The organism is Rhizobium sp. BK379 (assembly GCF_014193955.1).
In the GTDB taxonomy this organism is placed as follows: Bacteria; Pseudomonadota; Alphaproteobacteria; order Rhizobiales; family Rhizobiaceae; genus Rhizobium.
Window position 1 is genome coordinate 1,554,173 of the sequence record NZ_JACIAD010000001.1, and the last position, 15,534, is coordinate 1,569,706.

Sequence of the window (15,534 nt, forward strand, 5' to 3'; positions counted from 1 at the left end):
CAGTGCAGCGTTCGCATTCGTCGTATCCATGCTCTTCATTTGAGCGGTTGCGAAGCGTAAAGACTGAAATACCGAACTCCTGAAACAATCAGCCCCAGATATTGAAAAGCGCATGCCCCGCCCGGCATGCGCTTTTCCTTTGTCCACGGGCGACTGTTGGATCAGGCCGCCGCGCCGGCGCTTCTGGCCGTCTGGCGCGAGAGGCCGAGATTGTCGAGAACGGCAGAGACAAGCGGAGCGCGGTTCATCGTATAAAGATGGAATTCGTGCAGACCGCGACGCACGAGATCTTCGATCTGCTCGGCTGCGACATCGGCGGCAACCTTGGCCCGCTCCTCCGGCTTCTCCTCATACCCGTCAAAGCGCTCGTCGAGGAAGGCCGGAATGATCGTGCCGCAGGCGCCGGCAAAGCGCTTCAGCTGCGTCAGGTTCTGGATCGGCATGATACCAGGTACGACAGGGATCTTGACGCCGGCCGCACGCACCTTTTCGAGGTAACGCTCGAAATTGTCGTTGTCGAAGAAGAACTGCGTCAGAGCGCGATCGGCGCCATTGTCGGCCTTCCGCTTCAGCATCTCGATATCGGCCGCCTGGTCGCGGCTTTCAGGATGCTTTTCCGGATAGGCCGAGACGGAGATCTCGAAATCGCCGATCTGCTTGAGGCCGGCCACCAGTTCGGCTGCGTTGGCGTAACCACCCGGATGCGGCTGGTACGGCGCACCAACGCCGCCAGGCCCATCACCGCGCAGTGCCACGAAGTGCGTAACGCCTGCCTTGCGGAAGCTGTCGACCACCTGATGCGTCTCTTCCTTGGTGGCGCTGACGCAGGTCAGGTGCGAGGCTGTTGCAAGCGGTGTGTCGGTCAGGAAGCGCGTGACCGTGGAAAGCGTCGGCGCCTTGGTGGTGCCGCCGGCACCATAGGTCACGGATACGAATTCCGGGTTCCAGTCCTGCAGCTCGCGGACCGTGTTCCAGAGCTGGCCCTCCATCTCCTCGGACTTCGGCGGGAAGAACTCGAAGGAGATCGCGATATCGCGGCGGCGAGCGTCGTTGTTCTGGGTCATTTATTCTCTCCCGGCAAATGTAGGTATGGCGCCTTCGCTCTCCAGCGAGGCCATCAGGCGCCTCGGGTCGCGCGCGAGCCAGATCGTGACCGTGAGGCCCTTCTCGCCCTGCTGACCCGGATGAAGATCGACGACCTGCTCGACATCCAGCCCTGCCTTGCGCACCCATTCCGACATGGCCTGATGCGAGAAGCCGAGACGGACATGGGCATGCTCGTCGCGAAGATATTCAAGGCCGTGCGGCGCCAGGTCGATGATAACAAGGCGACCGCCCGGCCGCAGCATGCGCGCAGCTTCGGTGATCGCGATCTCGGGCTGGTCGAAAAAATGCAGCACCTGGTGGATCGTCACCAGATCGAAGTCCTGCCCCTCGAAAGGCAGATTGAGGATATCGGCGTGGCGTACCGAAGCCGTGGTGATGCGGGACTTGTCGAGATTGGCGCGTGCCACACTCAGCATGTCGCGGCTGGCATCGACGCCAATTGCCCGGCGATAGCGGCCGGAGAGAAGCTCCAGCATGCGGCCGGTGCCGGTGCCGAGATCGAGCAGGGAATCGATCGGATTGCTGCCGAGCAGCTTGATGACGGCGGCATCCACCTCTTCATCAGCCGCATGCAGGCGGCGAAGCTCGTCCCATTCGGCAGCGTTACGGCTGAAATAGGCCTGTGCCCGCTCGGCGCGGTGGCGTTTGACGGAGGCAAGACGCTCGCCGTCCCGCTGTACGACCGGATCGTTTTCGGAGACATGCTTCAGGAGGTTACGCACCAGCGCGGCGGCCTTGCCCTCATGCGCCAGCCGGAAATAGGCCCAGGCGCCCTCCTGATAGCGATCGATGAGCTCTGCCTCGCCGAGCAGCTTCAGGTGCCGCGAGATGCGGGGTTGGGATTGGCCCAGGATTTCAGTAAGATCGGTAACGGTGAGATCACCTGCCGCCAGCAGCGCCAGCAGCCGCAGGCGCGTCGGTTCGCCGGCCGCCTTCAAGACGTCCACCAGCGCATCCAGTCCAAGCCTCAGGGGTTCGCTCATACTCTACCCAATCAAGATATAAAGATATCTTTATGTGATTTGGGTAGCTGAGGCAAGCGGCATTTCACCGAATTGCGAACTTGCCTGTGCTGATCGCGCCAACAGAAGGGAAGATCGCGAGGCATCAAAAAAGCCCCGGAACAGCCGGGGCTTTTGAAAGCGGTGAAGAACCGATCAGCGCGTCAGGCGCTTGTGAGCCTGGCTGCCCGGGTTCAAGGCATCAGGGCCGAGGCGGCGAACCTTGTCCTGCTCGTAGTCCTCGAAGTTGCCTTCGAACCATTCGACATGGCCCTCACCTTCAAAGGCGAGGATGTGTGTCGCCAGACGGTCGAGGAACATGCGATCATGGCTGATGATGATGGCGCAACCGGCAAATGCTTCCAGCGCGCTTTCCAGCGCACCGAGCGTTTCCGTGTCGAGGTCGTTGGTCGGTTCGTCGAGCAGCAGCACGTTGCCGCCGGCCTTCAGCATCTTGGCAAGGTGAACGCGGTTGCGCTGACCACCCGAGAGATTGCCGACCTTCTGCTGCTGATCACCGCCCTTGAAGTTGAAGGCGCCGCAATAGGCACGCGAATTCATGTCGAACTTGCCGAGCTTGATGATTTCGGCGCCGCCAGAGATTTCCTCCCAGACGGTCTTGTTGCCGTCGAGCGCGTCGCGGCTCTGGTCGACATAACCGAGATGTACGGTTTCGCCGATGCGGACCGAACCGGCATCCGGCTTTTCCTGACCGGTGATCATCTTGAACAGCGTCGTCTTGCCGGCGCCATTCGGACCGATGATACCGACGATGCCGCCCGGCGGCAGCTTGATCGACAGATCGTTGATCAGCGTGCGGCCTTCGAAGCCCTTGGTGATGCCTTCCATCTCGATGACCACCTGGCCGAGGCGTTCGCTGACCGGGATGATGATCTGCGCGTCGCCCGGACGCTGCTTCTCGGCGGCCTCAACCAGCTGCTCGTAGGACTTGATACGCGCCTTCGACTTGGCCTGACGGGCCTTCGGGCTGGAAGCAATCCATTCCTGTTCGCGGCTGATTGCCTTCTGGCGGCCGGCTTCTTCGCGGTTTTCCTGCAGCATGCGCTTGGCCTTCGCCTGCAGATAAGCCGAGTAGTTGCCTTCGTACGGGATGCCGCGGCCGCGATCGAGTTCGAGGATCCAGCCGGTGACGTTGTCCAGGAAGTAGCGATCGTGGGTGATCATCATCACGGCGCCCGGATAGTCGCGCAGGTGCTTTTCGAGCCAGGCGATGGTTTCGGCGTCCAGATGGTTGGTCGGTTCGTCGAGCAGCAGCAGGTCCGGCTGCGAGAGCAGAAGGCGGCAGAGCGCGATACGACGGCGTTCACCACCCGACAGGCTGGTGACTTCGGCGTCGCGCGGCGGGCAGCGCAGCGCTTCCATCGCCATCTCGACCTGGCTTTCCAGATCCCAGAGGTTCTGGCTGTCGATGATGTCCTGGAGCTTGGCACCCTCTTCCGCCGTCTCGTCGGAATAGTTCATCATCAGCTCGTTGTAGCGATCGACGATCGCCGTCTTGGAAGCAACGCCTTCCATGACGTTTTCGAACACCGTCTTGTTCGGATCGAGCTTCGGCTCCTGCTCCAGGTAGCCGACCGTCGCACCTTCGGCGAGCCAGGCTTCGCCAGTATATTCCTTGTCCTGGCCGGCAATGATGCGCAGCACGGTGGACTTACCGGCGCCGTTCGGGCCGAGAATACCGATCTTTGCATCGGGATAGAAGGAAAGATGGATGTTCTCGAGGATCTTCTTATTGCCATAGGCCTTGTTGAGGCCGGACATATGATAGATGAACTGACGTGCCATGCTGGGATGCTCCGGGCGGAAACTTGAAATCGTGGCCGCTATGTAGGCGAAACCACGCCCGCGGGCAACGCCGAAACCCTGTTTCGTCAGGATTTCGGCATGTTTCCGTCAGAAGCCGGCTGCATCCACAAGGCCTTCGTCACAGCCGAAGGACGTCTGCCCTGCCCCCTGGATCAGCCCGCCGAGACCCTTCTCCTTCGCTTGGGCCGAAACGGCATCCTGCGAAAGTCCGATCGTCAGTTCGCTGATCACGCGCTTGTTGCCGACGCGCCGGCAGCTCATCTTCACGCGGTCGCTGGCACCGGCCCCAAAGCTCTTGTCGAAAGCCGCCTTGATCGCGTCGGATTTCAGCGTCTTGCCGACATTGGCGGCAAAGAGATCGCGCACCGCCGAAGCATTGAGATCGCCCATCAGGTGGATAGCAGTGGCAAAATAATCATCGGCACTCATCTTGGTGCACGTGCCGTGTTTGATCCACTCATGCCGCTCGAGCCCGGATTGCGTGCCGGGCATTGCCTTGTCGAGAGCGGTCTTCGTCTCGGCTGTAAGGTCTACTGACGGCAGGTCCGTCCACTGGCCGTCCTTGTCGGCGGCCTTCTGCTCGGCAGGCACGCCGCAATAATCCTGGCGCATCGGCCACAGACCGTGGAGAGAAAAATTGGTGGCATCATAGCGCTCGCCGCTCTGCGTGGCGCATTCGGCCTTCTTCTGATTGGTCTGGCAGAATGCCGGCTGCCAGCTTGCGGCGAGAATGAAGCGCGTTCGCCCGCTTTCTTCGGCGGATACGGAGCCGACAGACGACAGCGAGAGGAACAGGATGGAAACCGAGAGTAGAAACTTGACCATTATTAGCCCCGAAATAGTTCCGACAAAGAACAATACAAGAACAAACAAGCACGAAGCCGTGACTTGCGCAACCCTGAATCGCAGCAGGAAGCACGCTTTCTCGTGTATGAGCGACGCCGCAATATTGCATTTGCCTTGATATCTGGTCTTTTGGGCCCGGGAGGAATGCATGTTTTCCGAGACATTGCGGCTTCAAAACGCCGGGGCTTCGCTTGCCTGTCACTACCAGCCTGCAGAAGGACAAGTGCAAGCTATCCTGATGATTTCACACGGGCTTGCCGAACATTCGCGTCGCTACCGGCGCTTTGCCGAGGCCATGGCGGCAAGAGGCTACCACGTTTACGCGCATGACCATCGCGGCCATGGCGAGACAACCGCATCCGATGCGCCGCTCGGCCGCTTTGCGAGACGCAACGGCATCGAACACGTCGTCAGCGATATCGCCGCCGTGCACAGCTTCGCCACGGGCCGTCACCCCGGCCTGCCCGTCATTCTGTTCGGCCACTCAATGGGCGGCCTGATCGCACTCAATGCCGCAGCCGATCTTGCCGGCCGTTTCGCCGCCGTCGCCATCTGGAATTCGAATTTCGCCGTCGGCCTTTCCGGCCGCGCCGCGCAGGCGATCCTGCTTGCCGAGCGCGCGCTGAAGGGCTCCGACGTGCCGAGTGACATGCTGCCAAGGTTGACATTTTCCGCCTGGGGCAAGTCCGTCCCCAATCATCGGACGGAGTTCGACTGGCTGTCGCGCGATCCGGCCGAGGTCGATGCCTATATCGCCGATCCGCTTTGCGGTTTCGATGCTTCGGTATCGCTGTGGTTGGACGTCTTCGCGCTCACCTTCCGCGGCATCGCGAAGGAACAACTCGCCAGACTGCCGAAGGACATACCGATTCACCTGGTCGGCGGTGGAAAGGACCCGGCTACCAACAATGGAAAAGCTGTGCTCTGGCTGTCAGAGCGTTTGAAAAGCCAGGGCTTCTCCCGTATCAGCACTGAGATATATCAGGATATGCGGCATGAGACGCTGAACGAAATCGGCGCCGGCGCGGCAATAGCGGATTTGGCCGACTGGTGCGACGAGGCGATCCGCAACGGTCCGGAGCGAAAGGACTGAGATGACAAGCCCGAGCTATACCCCCCATCACGCCTCCTCCGAAGTGACGTTCGGCCTGCTTTTCATGCTGCTCTCGGTCCTGATTTCGCCGCTGATCGACATTTTCTCGAAGCTCGCAACGGCAACGATCTCGTCCACCGAGGTCGCCGCCTTCCGCTTTGTCATCCAGTCGCTCACCATGCTGCCCATCGTCTTTCTGCGCGGCGCCAAGATCCAGTTCTCGCTGAAGCAGAGCTGGTATCATGCAATCCGCGGCGCCATGGTCACGACGTCGATGATAAGCTTCGTCACCACGCTGAAGGTCATGGCGGTTGCCGATGCGATCGCCATCTTCTTCGTCGAGCCGATCATTCTGACGATCCTCGGCAGCATCTTCCTGAAGGAGACCATCGGCTGGCGCCGCTACAGCGCCTGCGCCGTCGGCTTCCTCGGCGCCATGCTGATCATCCAGCCGAGCTTCGAAGAGGTCGGCTATATTGCCCTTCTGCCCGTCGTCAGCGCCTTCTGTATCGCCGTCTTCGCGCTGATGACACGCGTGCTCTCGCACCGGGAAGATCCCTGGGCCATGCAGTTCCAGACCGGCCTCTGGGGCATCTTCTTCTGCGCCGTCATCCTGTTCTTCGGCTATGGCAGCGGTTCCAACATCATCGACACCACCATGCCCGATCTTCCCGCCTTCGGCTACCTGCTGGGTACGGGCATCGCCGCCGCCATCACCGGCATCCTCGCCGCCTATGCCTATCGCGCCGCACCGGCTTCAACGCTGGCACCGCTGCAATATCTGGAAATCGTTTCGGCCACCGCCTTTGCCTGGCTGGTCTTCGGCGATTTCCCGGATGCACTGAAATGGCTCGGCATCCTCATCGTCATCGCGTCGGGCCTCTACATCATCTGGCGTGAGCAGCGCTTTGCTTCCAAACCCGTATCCGATACATCTGAGGCAACGCGGGCGCCCTGAAATCCGACAGCCATGGGAGAAGCCCGGGAGGAAACTGGGAGGAACATGACGCAGGACGAAAAGAAGAAGCCGCCGCTTGCGGGCATCCGGGTCATCGAGCTCGCACGCGTGCTCGCCGGCCCCTGGGCCGGACAGATGCTGGCTGATCTCGGCGCCGACGTGATCAAGGTGGAAAACCCCGACGGAGGTGACGACACCCGGCATTGGGGGCCGCCCTTCGTCGAAGGAGCGGATGGTGAAAATCTCTCGGCCGCCTACTACCATTCCACCAATCGCGGCAAGCGATCCATCACCGCCGATCTCAAGAGCGAGGAAGGCCAGTCGCTGGTGCGCCGCCTCGTCGCCACCGCCGATGTGCTGATCGAGAATTTCAAGCTCGGTGGCCTCGTCAAATATGGTCTCGACTATGACAGCCTGAGAGCGATCAATCCCCGTCTCGTCTACTGCTCCATCACCGGCTTCGGCCAGACCGGCCCCTATGCCAATCTCGCCGGCTACGATTATATCGTTCAGGGCATGTCCGGCTTCATGTCGATCACCGGCGAGCGGGATGGCCAGCCAATGAAGGCGGGTGTGGCAATCGCCGATATCTTCACCGGCATCTATGCGGTATCGGCGATCGAAGCCGCCCTCATCCATGCGCTGAAGACGGGTGAAGGCCAGCTGATCGACATGGCGCTGCTCGATGTACAATCGGCAGTGCTTGCCAACCAGAACATGAATTACCTGGTCTCCGGCCGCGCGCCCGTGCGGCTCGGCAACGCGCACCCGAATATCTCGCCCTATGAAGTCGTGCCGACGGCTGACGGCTATCTCATCCTTGCGGTCGGCAATGACGGTCAGTTCCGCAGGCTTTGCACCATCCTCGGCCTCGTCATCGGCGATGACGAGAATTTCGCGACAAACAAGGCACGCGTTGCCAATAGAGACGCGGTGCGCCGGATTGTCTCGACCGAAACGCTGAAATGGCAAAAAGCCGATCTCCTGAAAGCCTGCGAAGACAATGCCGTTCCGGCAGGTGCCATCAACACGATCGAGGAAATGTTCGCCGATCCGCAGATTGCCGCGCGCGGCCTGCGCATCGACCTGCCGGATGCCGCAGGCACGGTGATCCCGGGTGTACGCACGCCGGTTGTTCTGTCGGAAACGCCACTGCGTTACGAACGGCCGAGCCCGCGCCTCGGCGAGCACAATGAAGAGATTCTGGCCGAACTTCTGCAATGGGAGAGGAAGACATCGCCATGAGGAGAATGGGGCCATGAGGAGAATGGGGCCATGAGGAGAATGGGGCCATGAGGAGGAAGAGGCCATGAAGAGGACAGGCGGACAATTGGTCGTCGAGGCGCTGAAGGCAAACGGCGTCAAGCGCCTCTCCTGCGTGCCCGGGGAAAGCTTTCTCGCGGTGCTCGACGCCCTGCACGACAGCGACATCGACGTGATCGTCTGCCGCCAGGAAGGCGGGGCGGCGATGATGGCGGATTGCTGGGGCCGGCTGACCGGCGAGCCCGGCATCTGCATGGTCACCCGCGGCCCCGGTGCGACCAATGCCTCTGCCGGTCTGCATATCGCAAGGCAGGATTCGATCCCGATGATCCTCTTCATTGGCCAGGTCCAGCGGGAAGCGCGCGAGCGCGAAGCTTTCCAGGAGGTCGAATTCCGCCGCGCCTTCACCGAATTCGCCAAATGGGTCGGCGAGATCGATGATGCCGCCCGTATCCCGGAATTCGTCACCCGCGCCTTCGCGATCGCAACATCAGGTCGTCCGGGTCCGGTCGTGCTGACGCTTCCTGAAGATATGTTGCGCGACGAGGTCGAGGCTCCGAAAGCCAGGCGCTACGCGCGCGTCGAAGCCCATCCCGGCCGCAGCCAGATCGACGATCTCTATCTGCGCCTGCTGAAGGCCGAGCGGCCGATGGTCATCCTTGGCGGCACCCGCTGGGATGCTGATGCGGTCGCCGATTTCCAGACCTTTGCCGAGCGCTTCCGCCTGCCGGTCGGCTGCTCCTTCCGCCGGCAGATGCTGTTCGATCACCTGCATCCGTGCTACGCCGGCGATGTCGGCATCGGCATCAATCCGGCGCTGGCAAAGGAGATCAAGGAGAGCGACCTCCTGATCCTGCTCGGTGGCCGCATGTCGGAAATGCCCTCCTCGGGCTATACGCTCATCGATATCCCCTACCCGGCGCAGTCGCTCGTCCACATCCATCCGGATCCGTCGGAGCTTGGCCGCGTCTATCGCCCCGATCTCGCGATCTGCGCCAGCCCCGCCGATTTCATCGCGGCACTCGCCGATCTCGAAGCTCCTGCCGAGCCGCGCTGGGTCGAACGCACCGAGCGCATGCACCAGGCCTATCTCTCATGGTCGAAGCCGCCGGCGACAGGTCCGGGCGCCGTTCATATGGGGCCGATCATGGAATGGTTGGAGGCCAATACCGGGCCGGACACGATCTTCACCAACGGCGCCGGCAATTACGCCACCTGGGTGCACCGCTTCCATCGCTTCCGCCGTTTCAATACACAGGCGGCCCCGACCTCAGGCTCCATGGGTTACGGCCTGCCGGCAGCAGTCGGTGCCAAACAGCTCTTCCCCGACAGGGACGTCATCTGCTTTGCCGGCGACGGCTGCTTCCTGATGCACGGACAGGAATTTGCGACCGCCGTGCGCTACGGCCTGCCGATCATCACGGTCGTGGTCAATAACGGCATCTACGGCACGATCCGCATGCACCAGGAGCGGGAATATCCCGGCCGCGTCAGCGCGACCGACCTCACCAATCCGGACTTTGCAGCCCTTGCCCGCGCTTATGGTGGTCACGGCGAGACGGTGGAAAAAACGGAGGATTTCGCGCCGGCTTTCGAGCGCGCACGCGACAGCGGCAAGCCAGCGATCATCGAGGTCAAGCTCGATCCTGAAGCCATTACGCCGGCGCGGACACTGACGCAGATCCGCGAGAAATCCTAATTGAAAAATCAGCGCATTGGAGAACGAGAACTCAGCGCGCAAGCTCGCGTTTCAGCATTCTATCCAGCTGATCGCAGCTCTCTTTGGAATATTGCCGGGTCGATTGCTGCGTAACGCCGCGGCGAGCCGTGCTGAAGGCCCGTTCCGTTGCAGCTTGCGGGTCTTGCAGTTCCTTTCGAGCAAACTTCAAAAACAGCGCTTTTGCATTCCGAACGAGCTGCGGGCGCTTGTAATTCATGTCGCAGATCAATGCGATGGTCATGCTCATAGAGGCGACGCCAAGCCCATCGCCCTTGGGAATGGGCGGAAGCTCCTCCGTAAAAGCCACGGAAGCAACGAGGCAACCGGCAAAACACACCGTCAGCAGGCGCCTCGTTGACATTCCGTGTCCTTAAGATCAGATCGCCGCGGTGACGATGAATTCAACCTTGTACTTCGGCGCAGCGAGCTTGGCTTCGCTGGTGGCACGGGCCGGCGGGTTTGCCGGGTCGATCCAGCCTTCCCAAACGGCGTTCATCTCAGCGAAATAGGCGATATCGGAGAGATAGATGATCGTCTGCAGGATCTTCGACTTGTTGCTGCCGGAAGCGGCGAGCAGACGGTCGACTTCGCCGAGTGCAGACTTGCACTGATCGGCAACGCTTTCGCCTTCGCCGACCTGGCCTGCGAGGTATACGGTGTTGCCGTGGATGACGGCGCCGCTCATGCGGGCACCGATGTCGATACGCTTGATGCTCATCGTGTTCTCCTGTTCATCAAATAAAAGCGCCGCGTTAGCGCGGCGCAGGACTGGTTCGGGTAAAACCGGCTCAGGCGCGGATGTGGTGCGTCTTCTGATAGATCGCCGTCGAGCGCGCGCCGGAGCGGCAATAGCCGAGCATCGGCCGCTCGAATTCGTCGAGCGCGTCGACCATGCCCTGCACGGCCTCCTCGGTCACACCCATCGGCCCGACCGGCACATGGGTGATCTGCAGGCCGATTTCCTTGGCGCGGGCTTCGATGACGGCAAAGGGCGTCTGGTCAGGGCTTTCGCCATCCGGACGATGGCAGACGATGGACTTGAAGCCGAGTGCCTTGATCTGGTCGAGTTCGTCAACCGTGATCTGGCCGGAAACGGAGTATTCATCGTCGATCTGGCGGATATCCATCGTCTCAATCTCCTCTAAAATGGTGGGCTGAAGGTCTACGACGCGTCCCCTTGGGCGTCAACACGTCTTCGCCGAACGCCCCCGGATTAGGCTATAAGCTTAGACGAAGCCGAAACGAAGGCCGTAGCTGCGGCTTTCGCCCGGCTTCAGCCAGTTGAACTCACCGGCCGCCTCCAGCTCATGGCGCAGCACCCAGCGGTGCGACACCGGCTCGATACCGATAATATCAGCCGGCGCCTTCTGGTTCCGCCAGATCTGCAGATGCGGCAACGTATCGGCACGCACGCGCACCCTGAGCGTCTTGCCGCCGATTGCGGCAACCGGCCCGAGCCGGACTTCGGCAAGACCGTCCTCCGTTGCCGGAGCCTCGACGCAGAAGATGCCGCCCGGCTCCTCGCCGAAGGTCCAGGGAAAACCGCTGCCCTCGAGCATCCTCCCCTCGAGCCGCGTGCCCGCGTCCAGCCATTTGCCGCCGATATTCATATGGTACATCAGAAAGGTCGGCACCTTTTGGTCGCTCGTATTGACGACGCGATCCTCAAGCGAGACCTCGCCCGTTTCCCCGTCGATCCGCCACAGGCGCTCGATGCGCTGGGGCAGGCCCTCGACCGTGATGATGTCGATATCGGCGCGGCATTCGGCATTGCCATTTTCGAACCTCGTCCACAGCACTTTGGCGGCATGGCCGGAGGCAGACCCGTGCAGGGGATAGATCTTGCCGTCCGTCCCGGGAACAGGTTGACGATGACGTATGTGATCGGGGCCGCAGGTGAAGAGAAAGCCTTCCAGAGAATGATCGATTCGCGGATCGCCATCGTCGGGGATGGCGCGCTTGGGCGCGATATCGATGCCCTCGACGATGCAGCCGCCGATATCCAGCACCGATCTTTCATCCAGCATCAGGCGCGGTCCGCGTGCGGCGGCAAATTCGATCATCGGCTTATCCTCCCGGGAATCTTGGCTGCGGTAGGGTTAGGGGGTGCCGTCACCCTAGTCAATCAAGGACAGGAACGGCGATCGGCAGCACCGCAACCATCGCCTTCACGGGAACGCCATCTTCGCGCAAGCGTTTATGAGTAAACGCAAAACACCGTTGTTTTTATCTTTTGTTCAGCACGGCTTAAGAAATTCCACACTAGCGTCAAAATTCGCAGGTGTGTGTCTGCCGAGCCACTGATCGAGGTGTGAGACGTGAATCGCTTTATGAAATCGGCCCTTTCCCTTTCGGCCCTGCTTTTGGCGCTCGCCGCGTTCACGCCGCAGCAGGCCGACGCGCAGCAATACGGTCGCAACAGAAGCGATATCGTACTGGTGACGCCGACCGGCGAAATCCTCGAATACGTCCCCCCCGGCCGCGGCTTCGTTTATGCCCACGACTATCGCGGCAATCGTGTGCTGATTGACCGCTACGGCAACATCGTCGCGACCGAGATGCGTGCTCGCGGCTACTATTCGCCGCGCACCAATCGGGAAGTCTATAACGACGCCTACAATAACGACCCCTATTATTCCGACGACAACCGCTATGGCGATACGCGCTATTCCGAGCGCGGCCCGGTAACGGGGTCCATCCCGCAGGACGCCTCCATAGAGCGTCGGCCACTCGATCAGGCCTACCCCGGCGATCCGCAGGGCCAGGATGATTATGCAGCGGTCGAGCCCGACCAGCAGATTCCACCCGCCGACGAGCCGCGCGCGGCGCCACAGGATCCTGTGATCACGCTCAAGGACAAGTCCAAGCCTGAGATCGTCGCCCTTCAGGTGTTTCTGGATCGCGCCGGCGTTTCTCCTGGTGTCATCGACGGCCACATGGGCTCCAACGTCACCAAGGCGATCTACGCCTATGAACAGATGACCGGCACGAAGCTTGATCCGAACAATACGGATGCGATCCTCGAAGAACTGCGCATGAATGGCGGCCTGCCGGTCGTCAACTATACGATCACGGACGCGGATGCGGCCGGTCCCTATGTGGCGCAGATACCGGAAGATTATTCACAGAAGGCACTCCTGCCGTCGCTTGCCTATACCACGGTCACCGAAGCGCTCGCCGAGCGCTTCCACATGGACGAGAACTTCCTGAAGGAAATGAACCCCGGCGCGGATTTCACGATCCCGGGCACAGTCATCAAGGTCGTCAATCCCGGCGCGAACAAGACCGGCGCTGTTTCAAAGATCCTCGCCGATAAGGGCCGCAAGCAGGTCTTTGCCTATGACGACGCCGGCAATCTTGTTGCCGCCTACCCGGCCTCGATCGGCTCCACCGACACGCCTTCTCCGTCAGGTACCGTGACCGTCGAGCGTGTCGCCTTCAATCCGGGTTACACCTACAATCCGAAGATCAATTTCCAGCAGGGCGCCAACGATAAGATCCTCGACATTCCGCCAGGCCCGAATGGCCCGGTTGGTACTGTCTGGATGGCGCTTTCCAAGCCCACCTATGGCATTCACGGCACTCCGGACCCTTCCAGGATCGGCCGCACCCAGAGCCACGGCTGCATCCGCCTGACGAACTGGGATGCGACGGAGCTTGCTAAGATGGTCAAGCCCGGCGTGACGGTCGAATTCGTCGACTGAGGAAATCTATTCGCCCGGTGTTTCTGGCGGGCGCTCGCCGAACTGGATCAGACGCAGGAGCTCCACCTGCTTCCTGGCACCCGTCTTCAGATAGACGGACCGCACCTGCGAGCGGATCGTCTCGCGCGAGCGGCTGGTTTCGGCAGCCAGGCCCGAAACCGAGCCTCCCGAAACCAGCGCCCTCACGACCCTGATTTCAGCCTGCGTGAGACCGAAATCTCTGCGCAGTTTCTCATCGCTCAGCCCTGCAGAGCTTTGTTTCGGCTCGATCAGGATGGCGACGACCGGTCGCTCGAAGAAGCGTGGCTGGTGGCTCTTCTCAAGCTTGAGCAAGGTGATCTTCCGGCCATCGTCCAGAACCGTCTGTTGACGCTCTGCCTCCTCCTCATGCCGCAGCATCAGTGTGAGACGGTCGTCAGCATCCTGGTCGGCAAGATGCAGCATTCCGAGCGGTGAAAGCCAGACACCCGCCCCCTGTTCGAGCACCTGCTCTCCGAAGACAGAGGTGGAGACCAGTTGCCGCTCCGAATTCAGCAGCAGCACACCGACGCCAATAGCATCGAACAGCCTCCCGTTGATCTCCGAAACATTCTTCTGTCGGCCGCCGGATTCGACCGCGATGAAGGCGCGCCTCAGATGAGGTCCGATCCGTGTCAGAAGCGCAGCGCAGGCCCGGCTCTCATCCGGGTCGGTCCAGCGGGTCGTGGTGATCGAAAGATTGAACGACCGGCTGCCCTCCCGCAGGATCGCCATGCCGACGGCGCCGTGACCTTCATGCCGATGCCAGAAGTCGTTGAAGAACTCGGTCCTGGAAAGCTCTGCATAGGATATGAAATCCTCGCCGATTGCCCCCTGCCCGGGGGGCGTTCTGTTCAGGCCCGATATCCAGGGGTTCAGCCGGCAGTAATAGCGTGTGTAGGTGTCGATCCACGCCTGATCCATATTGATGTGGAATTGCGACGAACCTTCCGCCCGCGCCGCATCATGATAGAAAAGGCTGGTTCCCGCCCCTGGCAGCAACCCGTTCAACTCTGTCAGAAACGTATCCCATCGCGCTTCACCAAAAACGATCCCGTAAATAGAATCGATAAGCTTGTCGTCGACTTGCTGGCTTATGCTCATGCGTTGCTTCGCGCGTGAAGAGATTTTTACAACCTGATCATCATTACAGCAGTGAGCAAATGTAATTTCAAATAGAAAATGCCCCGGCCGAAGCCGAGGCATCAATTTCCCTACCCCTGTCTATTCTGATCAGGCAGCCCGGCCCATGGCATTTGCCAGGCGGATCGCAACCGGCAGCCGGCCGGGCACCTTGCGAATGATTTCCTCTGCGAAACAGAGAGCGTTTTCACGGGCCTTGTCGAGATTGCTGACACGCGTTGGATCCATCGTATGCAGCGTGCCGCCACAATCGAAGATGTCACGGAAGGCGGAGCGTTCGATGATGGCCGTATCCAGAACCGACACGTGGCGTTCGTTCAACAGGGCCTTGACCAGCTGCAGTGCGCGGGTCGTGACCATGGAGTTGACGCGGGTCAGCACGACCGAATGCCCGATCTTGATGCCGGCCTTCTCCTCCAGATATTGCAGCAGTTCGAGAACCTGGGCGCCGCCACGAGCATCCATGGCGCAGCCCTGGATCGGGATCAGCACATGATCGGAAAGGCCGACTGCCGTTGCCAGCAGCGGGTTGCGCGCGCCGGGCAGGTCGATGATGAAATAATCGGTATTATGTTTGTTTTCGCTGATGTGCTGCGGCAGCGAGGCGGTTGTTACGAAGTCGATGACGCTGATGTTGGGCACATGACCGGAGATTTCGTGCCAGCGCGAAATCCAGTGCTGCGGGTCGGCATCGAGGATGGTGACACGGTAGCCCTGACGGGCCAATTCGGTTGCAAGCAGCAACACGGCTGTGGTCTTGCCGGCGCCGCCCTTGGTATTTGCGAATGTGATGACTGGCATATTCTTAGTCCTCGAACGGAATGGGCGTGAGCCGGCATCGCTCTTGTTGATCG

General features: G+C 60.9%; 15 protein-coding genes. 5 read left to right on the plus strand and 10 right to left on the minus strand.

Annotation, left to right across the window (positions count from 1 at the left end; all coding sequences use genetic code 11):
- Positions 1–161 precede the first annotated feature (161 nt).
- The 4 genes from metF to FHT93_RS08035 all read right to left on the minus strand — a co-directional run bounded on the left by metF (position 162) and on the right by FHT93_RS08035 (position 4,760).
- On the minus strand, positions 162–1,064 hold the full coding sequence (gene metF / locus FHT93_RS08020) for a methylenetetrahydrofolate reductase [NAD(P)H] (RefSeq protein WP_183846996.1): 903 nt from the start codon (positions 1,062–1,064) through the stop codon (positions 162–164).
- Positions 1,065–2,090, minus strand: a complete 1,026-nt coding sequence (locus FHT93_RS08025) for a metalloregulator ArsR/SmtB family transcription factor (RefSeq protein WP_112541236.1) — start codon at positions 2,088–2,090, stop codon at positions 1,065–1,067.
- A 174-nt stretch (positions 2,091–2,264) separates the two neighbouring features.
- Entirely contained in the window at positions 2,265–3,914 is a 1,650-nt protein-coding gene (gene ettA / locus FHT93_RS08030; RefSeq protein WP_112969236.1) for an energy-dependent translational throttle protein EttA, read from the minus strand.
- Positions 3,915–4,022: 108 nt separating this feature from the next.
- The gene (locus tag FHT93_RS08035) at positions 4,023–4,760 is read right to left on the minus strand and encodes a ribonuclease (protein WP_113016575.1); all 738 of its coding nucleotides are present in this window, start codon (positions 4,758–4,760) and stop codon (positions 4,023–4,025) included.
- 169 nt (positions 4,761–4,929) lie between these two features.
- Here FHT93_RS08035 and FHT93_RS08040 point away from each other — a divergent pair, with 169 nt between their 5' ends.
- The 4 genes from FHT93_RS08040 to FHT93_RS08055 all read left to right on the plus strand — a co-directional run bounded on the left by FHT93_RS08040 (position 4,930) and on the right by FHT93_RS08055 (position 9,794).
- A complete protein-coding gene (locus tag FHT93_RS08040) occupies positions 4,930–5,874 on the plus strand; it encodes an alpha/beta hydrolase (protein WP_183846998.1) in 945 nt (314 codons plus the stop codon).
- A 1-nt stretch (position 5,875) separates the two neighbouring features.
- Positions 5,876–6,832, plus strand: coding sequence for a DMT family transporter (locus FHT93_RS08045; protein WP_113016573.1), 957 nt, complete (start codon positions 5,876–5,878; stop codon positions 6,830–6,832).
- A gap of 45 nt (positions 6,833–6,877) precedes the next feature.
- Positions 6,878–8,077 (plus strand): CaiB/BaiF CoA-transferase family protein, encoded by a 1,200-nt coding sequence (locus tag FHT93_RS08050; RefSeq protein ID WP_113016572.1) that lies wholly within the window; start codon positions 6,878–6,880, stop codon positions 8,075–8,077.
- A gap of 64 nt (positions 8,078–8,141) precedes the next feature.
- Complete coding sequence (locus tag FHT93_RS08055) at positions 8,142–9,794, plus strand: thiamine pyrophosphate-binding protein (protein WP_113016571.1); 1,653 nt, start codon at positions 8,142–8,144, stop codon at positions 9,792–9,794.
- A gap of 31 nt (positions 9,795–9,825) precedes the next feature.
- On the opposite strand, the gene FHT93_RS08060 is transcribed toward FHT93_RS08055, so the two are convergent.
- The 4 genes from FHT93_RS08060 to FHT93_RS08075 form a co-directional block, all read right to left on the minus strand.
- Positions 9,826–10,176 (minus strand): hypothetical protein, encoded by a 351-nt coding sequence (locus tag FHT93_RS08060; RefSeq protein ID WP_112541229.1) that lies wholly within the window; start codon positions 10,174–10,176, stop codon positions 9,826–9,828.
- A gap of 15 nt (positions 10,177–10,191) precedes the next feature.
- Entirely contained in the window at positions 10,192–10,533 is a 342-nt protein-coding gene (locus tag FHT93_RS08065) for a RidA family protein (RefSeq protein WP_112541228.1), read from the minus strand.
- Between the two features lie 70 nt (positions 10,534–10,603).
- Positions 10,604–10,942: a TIGR01244 family sulfur transferase gene (locus FHT93_RS08070; RefSeq protein WP_112541227.1), complete on the minus strand. Its 339-nt coding sequence runs from the start codon at positions 10,940–10,942 to the stop codon at positions 10,604–10,606.
- Positions 10,943–11,041: 99 nt separating this feature from the next.
- Positions 11,042–11,878 carry a DUF4432 family protein gene (locus FHT93_RS08075; RefSeq protein ID WP_112541226.1) on the minus strand — a complete coding sequence of 279 codons (837 nt, stop codon included), beginning with the start codon at positions 11,876–11,878 and terminating at the stop codon, positions 11,042–11,044.
- Positions 11,879–12,133: 255 nt separating this feature from the next.
- Between FHT93_RS08075 and FHT93_RS08080 the strand changes: the two genes are divergently transcribed.
- Positions 12,134–13,519, plus strand: a complete 1,386-nt coding sequence (locus FHT93_RS08080) for a L,D-transpeptidase (RefSeq protein ID WP_112541225.1) — start codon at positions 12,134–12,136, stop codon at positions 13,517–13,519.
- A 6-nt stretch (positions 13,520–13,525) separates the two neighbouring features.
- On the opposite strand, the gene FHT93_RS08085 is transcribed toward FHT93_RS08080, so the two are convergent.
- Positions 13,526–14,641, minus strand: coding sequence for a hypothetical protein (locus FHT93_RS08085; RefSeq protein ID WP_183847000.1), 1,116 nt, complete (start codon positions 14,639–14,641; stop codon positions 13,526–13,528).
- 129 nt (positions 14,642–14,770) lie between these two features.
- Positions 14,771–15,481, minus strand: a complete 711-nt coding sequence (locus FHT93_RS08090; RefSeq protein ID WP_162709945.1) for a ParA family protein — start codon at positions 15,479–15,481, stop codon at positions 14,771–14,773.
- Positions 15,482–15,534 lie beyond the last annotated feature (53 nt).

Bases quoted from the DNA above. Each gene is read 5' to 3' on its own strand.
- FHT93_RS08055 (WP_113016571.1), top strand. From the start codon at position 8,142: ATGAAGAGGACAGGCGGACAATTGGTCGTCGAGGCGCTGAAGGCAAAC.
- FHT93_RS08045 (WP_113016573.1), top strand. From the start codon at position 5,876: ATGACAAGCCCGAGCTATACCCCCCATCACGCCTCCTCCGAAGTGACG.
- metF (WP_183846996.1), bottom strand. From the start codon at position 1,064: ATGACCCAGAACAACGACGCTCGCCGCCGCGATATCGCGATCTCCTTC.
- FHT93_RS08040 (WP_183846998.1), top strand. From the start codon at position 4,930: ATGTTTTCCGAGACATTGCGGCTTCAAAACGCCGGGGCTTCGCTTGCC.
- FHT93_RS08025 (WP_112541236.1), bottom strand. From the start codon at position 2,090: ATGAGCGAACCCCTGAGGCTTGGACTGGATGCGCTGGTGGACGTCTTG.
- FHT93_RS08075 (WP_112541226.1), bottom strand. From the start codon at position 11,878: ATGATCGAATTTGCCGCCGCACGCGGACCGCGCCTGATGCTGGATGAA.
- FHT93_RS08090 (WP_162709945.1), bottom strand. From the start codon at position 15,481: ATGCCAGTCATCACATTCGCAAATACCAAGGGCGGCGCCGGCAAGACC.
- ettA (WP_112969236.1), bottom strand. From the start codon at position 3,914: ATGGCACGTCAGTTCATCTATCATATGTCCGGCCTCAACAAGGCCTAT.
- FHT93_RS08060 (WP_112541229.1), bottom strand. From the start codon at position 10,176: ATGTCAACGAGGCGCCTGCTGACGGTGTGTTTTGCCGGTTGCCTCGTT.
- FHT93_RS08065 (WP_112541228.1), bottom strand. From the start codon at position 10,533: ATGAGCATCAAGCGTATCGACATCGGTGCCCGCATGAGCGGCGCCGTC.
- FHT93_RS08050 (WP_113016572.1), top strand. From the start codon at position 6,878: ATGACGCAGGACGAAAAGAAGAAGCCGCCGCTTGCGGGCATCCGGGTC.
- FHT93_RS08035 (WP_113016575.1), bottom strand. From the start codon at position 4,760: ATGGTCAAGTTTCTACTCTCGGTTTCCATCCTGTTCCTCTCGCTGTCG.
- FHT93_RS08085 (WP_183847000.1), bottom strand. From the start codon at position 14,641: ATGAGCATAAGCCAGCAAGTCGACGACAAGCTTATCGATTCTATTTAC.
- FHT93_RS08070 (WP_112541227.1), bottom strand. From the start codon at position 10,942: ATGGATATCCGCCAGATCGACGATGAATACTCCGTTTCCGGCCAGATC.